This is a genomic window from Leyella stercorea, from assembly GCF_021531655.1.
Map to the genome: position 1 here is coordinate 1 of NZ_JADYUF010000070.1, position 9,128 is coordinate 9,128.

The 9,128-nt window shown below is 48.9% G+C and carries 4 protein-coding genes and 1 pseudogene; 3 read left to right on the forward strand and 2 right to left on the reverse strand.

What is annotated here, in order from left to right; all coding sequences use genetic code 11:
• Positions 1-75: 75 nt before the first annotated feature.
• A complete protein-coding gene (locus I6E49_RS13510; RefSeq protein WP_235402975.1) occupies positions 76-1,125 on the reverse strand; it encodes a hypothetical protein in 1,050 nt (349 codons plus the stop codon).
• Between the two features lie 121 nt (positions 1,126-1,246).
• A pseudogene (locus I6E49_RS14690) lies at positions 1,247-1,390 on the reverse strand (hypothetical protein); the annotation flags it as partial.
• Positions 1,391-1,792: 402 nt separating this feature from the next.
• Between I6E49_RS14690 and I6E49_RS13515 the strand changes: the two are divergent.
• The 3 genes from I6E49_RS13515 (at position 1,793) to I6E49_RS13525 (ending at position 8,754) form a co-directional block, all read left to right on the forward strand.
• Complete coding sequence (locus tag I6E49_RS13515) at positions 1,793-4,939, forward strand: SusC/RagA family TonB-linked outer membrane protein (RefSeq protein WP_235402977.1); 3,147 nt, start codon at positions 1,793-1,795, stop codon at positions 4,937-4,939.
• A gap of 20 nt (positions 4,940-4,959) precedes the next feature.
• Positions 4,960-6,699, forward strand: a complete 1,740-nt coding sequence (locus tag I6E49_RS13520) for a RagB/SusD family nutrient uptake outer membrane protein (protein WP_235402978.1) — start codon at positions 4,960-4,962, stop codon at positions 6,697-6,699.
• Between the two features lie 132 nt (positions 6,700-6,831).
• The gene (locus tag I6E49_RS13525; RefSeq protein ID WP_235402979.1) at positions 6,832-8,754 is read left to right on the forward strand and encodes a heparinase II/III domain-containing protein; all 1,923 of its coding nucleotides are present in this window, start codon (positions 6,832-6,834) and stop codon (positions 8,752-8,754) included.
• Positions 8,755-9,128 lie beyond the last annotated feature (374 nt).

The following is a 9,128-nucleotide window of genomic DNA, read 5'->3' on the forward strand; positions in this document are numbered from 1 at the left end:
TGAGAATGACAAGAGATTGGCTGCACTTAGAGAGTATGCTCAAACGGCTTGAATTCTAAATCCGAAACTTGAGACCTATATATTATTGGGATGATTAAGACAAACGGAATGATTATGGGCAAAAAGTAACCGATACAACCTGAAACTTGTCTTCGGTTCGGTTACGGAAAAGAAAGAAAATGAAATAAACAGGTATATCCAATCTATTGCAGGAGGAAGCAAGTACAATCCGATAAGGCATGACGGTCGTCCTGATCGAGCTGCACTTCGATAGTGCCCGTCTGCTGACTGACGTACTTGAAGGCATTGGACACGAGATTGTACACCACCTTTTGCATCTGGCGCTTGTCGAACCAGCACTCTATACGTGGCGACGTAGACGAGAACGTGAAGGTGATAGACTTGGTGCGTACGTGTATCAAGCAGTCGGCTTACGTCCATAGCCACCATTCCATTAGTGCCACCCACCAATATGGTATTTCCGACTGCAAACAATCCGCAACCACGATTGATGCCAATAATGGGGAAGTCGTGCGAGAACTCGACATTACGGAAGGAGTCGTCGGTGGTATTGAGCACGCCAATGCCATGCTCGGTGCTATATATCAGCTGTTTGCCCACATTGGCAAAGGCATAGCAGAAGTTGCTCATAATGTCGCTGTTGTCGGTGTCGAACACCTGAAACGCATGTTTCTTCTCGTCGAGGCGGTATATTCCGCCGCCTACCGACGCTACATATATGCGACCATTGCTGTCCTCGCGGATATCAGTGAATCCCACTTCGCCCAATCCTGCCTTGCCTGCCTCATAAAAGCGCAGCACACGGCGCGACTGCACCGAAATCTTGTACAGTCCCGACCCGTCTGCCGCCCACAGATAGCCACGACGGTCAATGTAGATGGCATTGGGACGGGTACCCACCGTTGAAGCAATGACTTTTGTCGTCTTGTCGGCTATGCGATAAGAGTAGAGATGGCCTTTACAAGCATAGTAGAGATGGCCCGCATGACACGCAAGAGCCGACACATCGTCGTGGACAATCACCTTGCTGCCTTGGGTAAGATCGTCGATGGCTACTACCGAACGGCCGAGAAGAAAAATACACGTTGCCGTTGTCGTCGCCACAAATACGTCGCACTTCGATATTGTGCGGATTCATGCCGCGAAACTTCTTTATAGCCGTAACCGTCTTGCCATCAAATATATTTACGCCCTCCTCAGTGCCAAACCACATACGTCCAAGACGGTCTTGATATATCGACAATACGGACAATTGCGACAGTCCTTCCGGTATCGACAGATGACGGAAACGCATGGCTTGGATATTGAGAGCGAATAAGCAGACAATTAGTATTAGTAATAATCGTTTTATAAACCTAATGTATAACATTGTATAATTTAATGGTTGTAGTGAGATTAAAATTACAAATTTTAAGCAAAACAAACAAAAGTATACTTTCAAAAATTTTACACAATCAATTATTACGAAATAAAAAGCATGCTAAATGGGGATATAGCATCGAAATCATTTAGATTCGCAACGCACAAAAGAATAAATCATTTATCGTGAAGAAGCTTAGTTAAAAAGTCTCATTTGTATAATTTGCACACATCAAATGGATAATTTTGTACTGATATTATACTTGATTTATACTAAATTTGCAACCGAAAAATATAATTTACCTAAAACAACCAGTGAGCCATTCAGCACACACAACATCTGAAGTAAGCGTATACTACATCTGAAATAAAATTATACTAAATATGAAATAAAAACCCAAACAAAAGATCTATGCACAAATCAAATCTTTTACTGAAAGGCTTGATGCTTGGTGTTACAGCCAGCATGTATCCAGCATTTGGAAATGCAACTGCCACGTCGCCGGCAACAAATAATGTTGCCAACGTACAGCAGGAGTCTACAACCGTTACGGGTATCGTCCTTGACGATATGGGCGAGCCAATCATTGGCGCCACTATCAAGATTAAGGGACAGGACACCGTAGGCACCATTACATCTATTGATGGCGATTTCACACTGAAAGGCTTGAAGAAGGGCCAGACTCTCGTAATCAGCTACATCGGATTCCAGACACAGGAGGTGAAGTACAACGGCGAGAAGTCGCTCAAGGTAACTCTCAAGTCCGACTCAAAGAGCCTCAACGAAGTTGTTGTTGTAGGTTACGGCACACAGAAAAAGGTGAACATGTCGGGTGCTGTTGCATCCATCAATATGGACGAGCTGACTGAGAGCCGTCCCGTCACCAACGTTTCGCAGGCCCTCGCAGGTCTAGCTGCCGGTGTAAACGTTTCATCGAGCAGCAACCGTCCGGGCGATGACAACGCATCAATCCTTGTGCGTGGTCAGGGTACACTCAACTCATCGGCACCTCTTATCATCATCGACGGTGTAGAGCAGGGCATCAACACCGTTAACCCGCAGGATATTGAGTCGGTATCAGTATTGAAGGATGCTGCCTCGGCTTCAATCTATGGATCGCGTGCAGCCAACGGCGTTATCCTTATCACTACAAAGAAGGGTAAATCGGGAAAAATCAAGGTCGACTACAACGGATACGTATCTTTCCAGTCTATCCGCAAGACTCTGACTCCGGTGTCAAACTATGCCGACTACATGGAACTTATCAACGAGGGCTACTACAACTCTAACCCTAAGTCGGGCAAGAACCAGTACTTCTCAGAAGATAAAATCGCTGAATGGCGCAATGGCAACGACCCTCTGAAATATCCTAACACCAACTGGATTGACGAGACATTCAAGCCGTCGACATCGACCAACCACGTAGTATCACTCAGCGGCGGTAGCGACAAGATTCGCTTCTACGGCTCGTTCGGATACATGAACAACCCTGGCGTTTTGGAGAATGCCGGTATGAAGAAGTACACCGTACGCCTCAACATGGACGCCGACGTGACATCATGGCTCAACATCGGCATGCAGATTGGTGGCTACGTGAGCGACCTGGAACCGGGTGCTGAGGAGATTGACAACATCTTCACATATACAGCGGCTACAACTCCGGGTATGGTTTTCCGCGCTCCCGACGGACGCTACGGTGCTTTGAACAACAGCGAGGACAGCGGCCAGTGTGCCAACAACAACCCGCTCATCCGTCTTAACAAGTGGGCAGGTCAGGACCGCAAGAACAACGTTCGTCCACGCTTCACTGCCACATTGAAGCCGTTCAAGGGCTTCTCGCTCACCGGTTCGTACAGCTACGAATTCCTCGACCGCGAGACTCACCGCAAGCCGGTATTCCTCAATGCATACAACTTCCTCACCGACGAGCAGACATGGACCAACCGTGGCAAGACATCAATCAAATATACCGACAGCAAGATAGAACGCTACTTCAACGACCTCGTGGCACGCTACGACACCAAGATGTTCAAGAACAACCTCGCTATCGGTGCTATGGCTGGTCTCTCTAACGAGCTTTACCGCTCGAAGAATTTCTCGGCAACACGCCAGGACTTGACCGACCTCTCAATGGACGTTATCAACGGTGCTACCGGCGAGTCGACATCATCAGGCTCAAGCACAGAGTGGGCTATGCGCTCATTCTTCGGCCGACTAAACCTCAACTGGCAGGAGAAGTACCTCTTCGAGTTCAACCTCCGTGCCGACGGTTCGTCACGCTTCTCTAAAGACAACCGTTGGGGCTACTTCCCGTCAGCATCAGCAGCATGGCGTATCGACCAGGAGAAGTTTATGGAAGGCGTATTGGGTGGCAACCTGAGCAACTTGAAGCTTCGCCTGTCGTACGGTGCACTGGGTAACAACTCGGTAGGCAACTACGACTACCAGTCGCTCTACACCACAAGCGGCAACAACTACGTGCTCGGCAACCTTATGGTACCTGGTCTTGCACTTGCAGCCATCTCTAACTCAGCCCTTACATGGGAGTCGACCAAGGTATTCAACGTAGGTCTTGACTTCGGATTCTTCAACAACCACCTGACCGGTACTATCGACTTCTTCAACAAGAAGACTACTGGCATCCTTATCAACCTCCCGGCTCCGGGCGTACACGGTACAACAGCACTGCCTAAGCAGAACAGTGCAGAGGTGACCAACAAGGGTATTGAGTTCACACTCGGATGGCAGGACAAGATAGGCGACTTCACCTATGGTGCAAACGCCAACTTCGCTTACATTACTAATAATGTAGACAAGTTCAAAGGCAAGGACAAGGGCGGCATGTCAATCAGCGGTGCCAACCTCATCTGGGAAGGACACAGCATCAACTCACAGTATCTGATGCGCGTAGACCGAATCCTGCAGACCGACGAGGACATGAAGATTGTAGACGAAATGATAGCTAAGAATCCTAACGCATTCATGGCACTTGGCAAGCCTCAGAAGGGCGACTTCCTCTACAAGGATATCGACGGCGACGGTTGCATCACTCTTATGGATAAGGAAATCGTGAGCGACGGCACCAACCCGAAGTTCACATTCGGCCTCAACCTCAACGCTGCATACAAGGGCTTCGACGTTGCGGCATTGCTTCAGGGACAGCTCGGCATCAAGACATTCTGGATGAACGATGCATACAACACTCCTACCGTGCGCTATGGCTACCAAATCAACAAGGAAGTAGCAGACGGCCGCTGGTATGAAGGTCGCACCGACGCCAAGTATCCGCGTCTGATACAGTATCAGGACACACGCAACACCAAGCCCAGCGACTTCTATCTGCAGGACCGCTCATTCCTGAAGATACGCAACATCCAGCTCGGCTACACCGTCCCGCAGAACCTCACACAGATGATAAATGTGCAGCGCGTGCGTGTATACTGCAGCTTGGAGAACTTCTTCACATTCACAAGCTTCAAGGGCTTCGACCCTGAAGTAAGCGGAATGAACTATCCTACAATGAAGCAGTGCACACTGGGTCTTAACATATCATTCTAACCATTAAGCGAAAATTCATTATGAAAAAGATAACAATATTATCAGCAGCACTTGCCTTGACAATGTCTCTGACAGGTTGCTACGACTTAGATAGATATCCTACCGACAAGCTCTCGTCTGGAACCTACTTTAAGACCGAAGATCATGCCAAGTCGGCAATGATGGGCGTTTACAGCCGTATGCAGGCCGACCACGTATTCGGACTGAAATTCTCTATGGACGTACTGGGCGGAGTAGCCATGGGCTACGACAATCAGTCGTTCCAGAAGTTTGCCTGCGGCACTTACGATATGGCAGATACATGGGTGAACTACCGCTGGACCAACCTCTACGAATCAGTAGCACGTGCCAACATCGTAATCCGCAACGTTGACAACTGCAACATGAGCGACCAGCTCAAGGCTCAATACAAAGCTGAGGCACGATTCATGCGCGCCCTCTTCTACAACGAACTGCTCAACTACTTCGGTGGTGTGCCTCTGTACGACGAGACCACCGACGTTACTACAGAATATTCTGAAATGAAGAAGCCACGCAGCAGTGCCGACGATATTCGCAAGTTCATTATCGACGACTTGAACGAGGCATACAATGTGCTGCCACTGTCGTGGGAGTCGGCCGACTACGGACGCGCTACAAAGTATGCTGCACGTGCTCTTATGGGCAAGATATATCTCTACAACAAGCAGTATACAGAAGCCAAAGAGTGCTTTAAGGATGTAATCGAGCACGGTGGCTACGAGCTGTACAACGACTACGCCGGACTCTTCCTCCCCGGAGGTGACGAGAGCAAAGAGATGATTTTCGCCATTCAGAACATGGGCGGTGTAGGCACCGACTACGGAATGCCTATGTGCTTCTACATGGGTACTCGTGCTTCTTATGGCTCTTGCTGGAACAACGTGATGGTGGCTACAACATTCGCCGACTCGTACGAGTGGAAGGACGGACGCCAGTTCAGCTGGAAGGAATTCTTCAAGGACGACCCCGTAGCCAAAGACTACGAAACCAACGACGCTACTAAGAAGAAGGTGTTCAACTCGACCTTCAAGAATTCAAAAGTAGTTGCATATACTCCGTACAAGGAGAAGCTGCAGCAGATGTACGCCAACCGCGACCCACGTATGGCTGCATCGCTTATCACTCCGTACAGCAGCTATTTGGGATGGTACAAGAACAAGGTGGCTCCAAGTGAATTCGTACTGCCTACAAAGGGTCTTAACGACGGCAATGGCGTAATCCGTGTAAACGGCAACTACGACTGCTACTTGTGGCGCAAGTTCGTTCCGGAAGGCGACATGAACGGTGCAATGAACAACCGTGCCGATACTCCTATCAACTTCCCGCTTATACGCTACGCCGACGTGTTGCTGATGATGGCAGAGTGCGAGTGGGCATTGAACAATGATGCTGTTGCTATTGATTATATCAACCAGGTGCGCCAGCGTCCGTCGGTAGAAATGCCTGCACTGACATGGCAGGGCGAGGAAAGCCCAGTCAACGTGAAGACTCACGACGAAGTGTTCACACGTCTGCGCCATGAGCGTGCCGTAGAACTTGCAGCCGAGGGACAGAGCTTCGACGACATGAAGCGTTGGGGACTGCTCGAGACTCTCAACGGTAAGCCTGAGAAGGAAATTACCGGCTCTATACGCTACACTCATGGTGTTTCAAGCCGCGACTATCTCTGGCCTATCCCGTCGGGCGAACGCGAGAAGAATCCTGAGCTCAGCCAGAACCCAGGTTGGGGTGAGAACTAACAACTGATTGAAACAACACGAATGATCGGTTTTTATAAAATAGTATTTAGGTAAATAATGAAAGGCTGATGGAAGTTATACTATAGCAGGATAACTTCTATCGGCCTTTTGTTTTAGCAGAACTCACGTAATATGAAAAAAGTCATTTTAATATTAGCTGTATTTGCCGCCTCGTTGATGGGTGCAAATGCCTACGAGAAACGCGACTTGCTGCAACGCTCTGCAACAGAGGCTGAGGTTAAAGCCAGTCTTGTGATGGACCAGAAGTGGGTGCCCTACCCTGCCTACTCTGACCGCAATGGTTGGAACAATCTGCTTGGCGACTATCGCGACGACATTATAAAGACAGGCGAGAAATGTCTCGACTACAAGTGGGAGGTGGTTAAGGCAAGCCAATATCTGGAGTTTGAGAAGTCGGGCAGCCGCGACATTATGGAGAAACCCAACAACCGCAACTCTACAGCATTCGGCAAATTGCTTATGGCTGAGCTTGCTGAGGGCAAGGGACGATTCCTAACAGACATTATGGATGGCGTGTTCTACTTCTGCGAGCAGAGCACATGGGCTGAATCGGCCCACCTCGTGCGCTTCCAGAAGTCGGGACGCGCAATACCCGACTATCGCACCGACGTGCTCGAACTGAAGCAGGGTGGACTGGCACAGATGCTATCGTGGACATACTACTTCCTGCACGACCAGCTCGACATGATAGACCCAATCATCTCTATGCGCCTGCGTCATGAATTGCAGAAGCGCGAGCTCGACCCGTTTATCAACCGCACCGACTTCTGGTGGATGGCATGGAAGGAAAGTCCTACAGTTTTTGTAAACAACTGGAATCCGTGGTGCAATGCCAACGCTCTGTTGTGCTACATGCTATTGGAGAACGACCGCGACAAGTTGACTAAGGCTGTTTACAAGTCGATGATTTCTGTAGACCGATACCTTAACTACGTAAAGGCAGACGGAGCTTGCGAGGAGGGTGCTACATATTGGGGACACGCCTTTGGCAAGTTGTTCGACTATCTATCAGAGTTACAGATGATAACTGGTGGCAAGGTGTCGCTCTTCAACAACAAGCTCGTTAAGGATATGGGCGAGTTTGTTGCCAAGTCGTACATAGGCAATGGCTATGCCGTGAACTTTGCCGACGCTTCGGCACACGTAAGCAATTATATGGCTTTGGTGTACCGATGTGGCAAGGCATTAGGCAGCCGTGAAATGATGGACATGGCTGTAGACTGCTTTAAGGAGAAGCCTGAGTCGGTGCCTTCGGTATGGCTCGACACCTACAAGCAGATTGAGGCATTGAAGGTACTTAAGGAGATGAGCCAGGCTAAGGGCGGATATAAGGCAGACGCCTTCACATGGTATCCGCAGACTGAGTTCTGCTATATGCGCAATGCCGAAGCCTTCTTTGCAGGTAAGGGCGGATACAACGACGAGAGTCATAACCACAACGATATTGGCTCGTTTGTGCTCTACTACGACAATACACCAATAATGATTGACGCTGGTGTGGGCACATATACACGCCAGACATTCTCGTCAGAGCGTTACAGCATCTGGACAATGCAGGGCAACTACCACAACATTCCGATGATTAACGGTGTGCCTGAGAAGTATGGCAAGAAGTATAAGGCAACCAATGCACGCGCCGACCGCCGCTCTATGAGCTTCAGCGTGGAGCTTGCCAGTGCTTATCCTAAGGAGGCTTGTGTGGAAAGTTGGGTGCGATCATATCAGCTCAAAAAGGGCAAACTGACGGTAAGCGACAACTTCAAGCTGAGCCAGGCAAAGGCTGCCAACATCGTTAATTTTCTGACATGGGGTGACATCGACATAAGCAAGAAGGGCGTGGTAAACATCAGCGTCAAGGGCGTTAAGGCCCAGCTCAGCTACAATGCCAACACCTTTGAACCGTCGATAGAAACCATCGAACTTACCGACAAGCGCCTCTCTGACGTATGGGGCAATAAAATATACCGCCTCTCGCTGAAGACCAAGACCACAGCGAAAAGCGGCATATACAAGTATGATATAACCAAGAAGTAAAGAATTACATCAATTAGATATCGAGTAGGAGGTAAACACTAATCATAGGTGTTTATCTCCTACTTTCGTATTTACCGACCTCTCACACCACCGTACGTACCGTTCGGCATACGGCGGTTCTATTTTGGATGCCATTCGAGATACGCCCCATTAAAGTAGCATACCCTGCCCTACATATCTTCCAAGGATGGATACCCTTGCCTTTGACTATGCAATTCCCGCTATTAGGGCTTGCTCGGGACTTCCACCCGTTAGACAATGCTCATGCCGAGCGTACAAAAAAACTCGTTGTACATCCTATAAACCTGAGTTCGGGATAAGCGACTGTCGTTTTTCTTGCTATGCCAGATTTCCGATAGGTGCATATTACATTT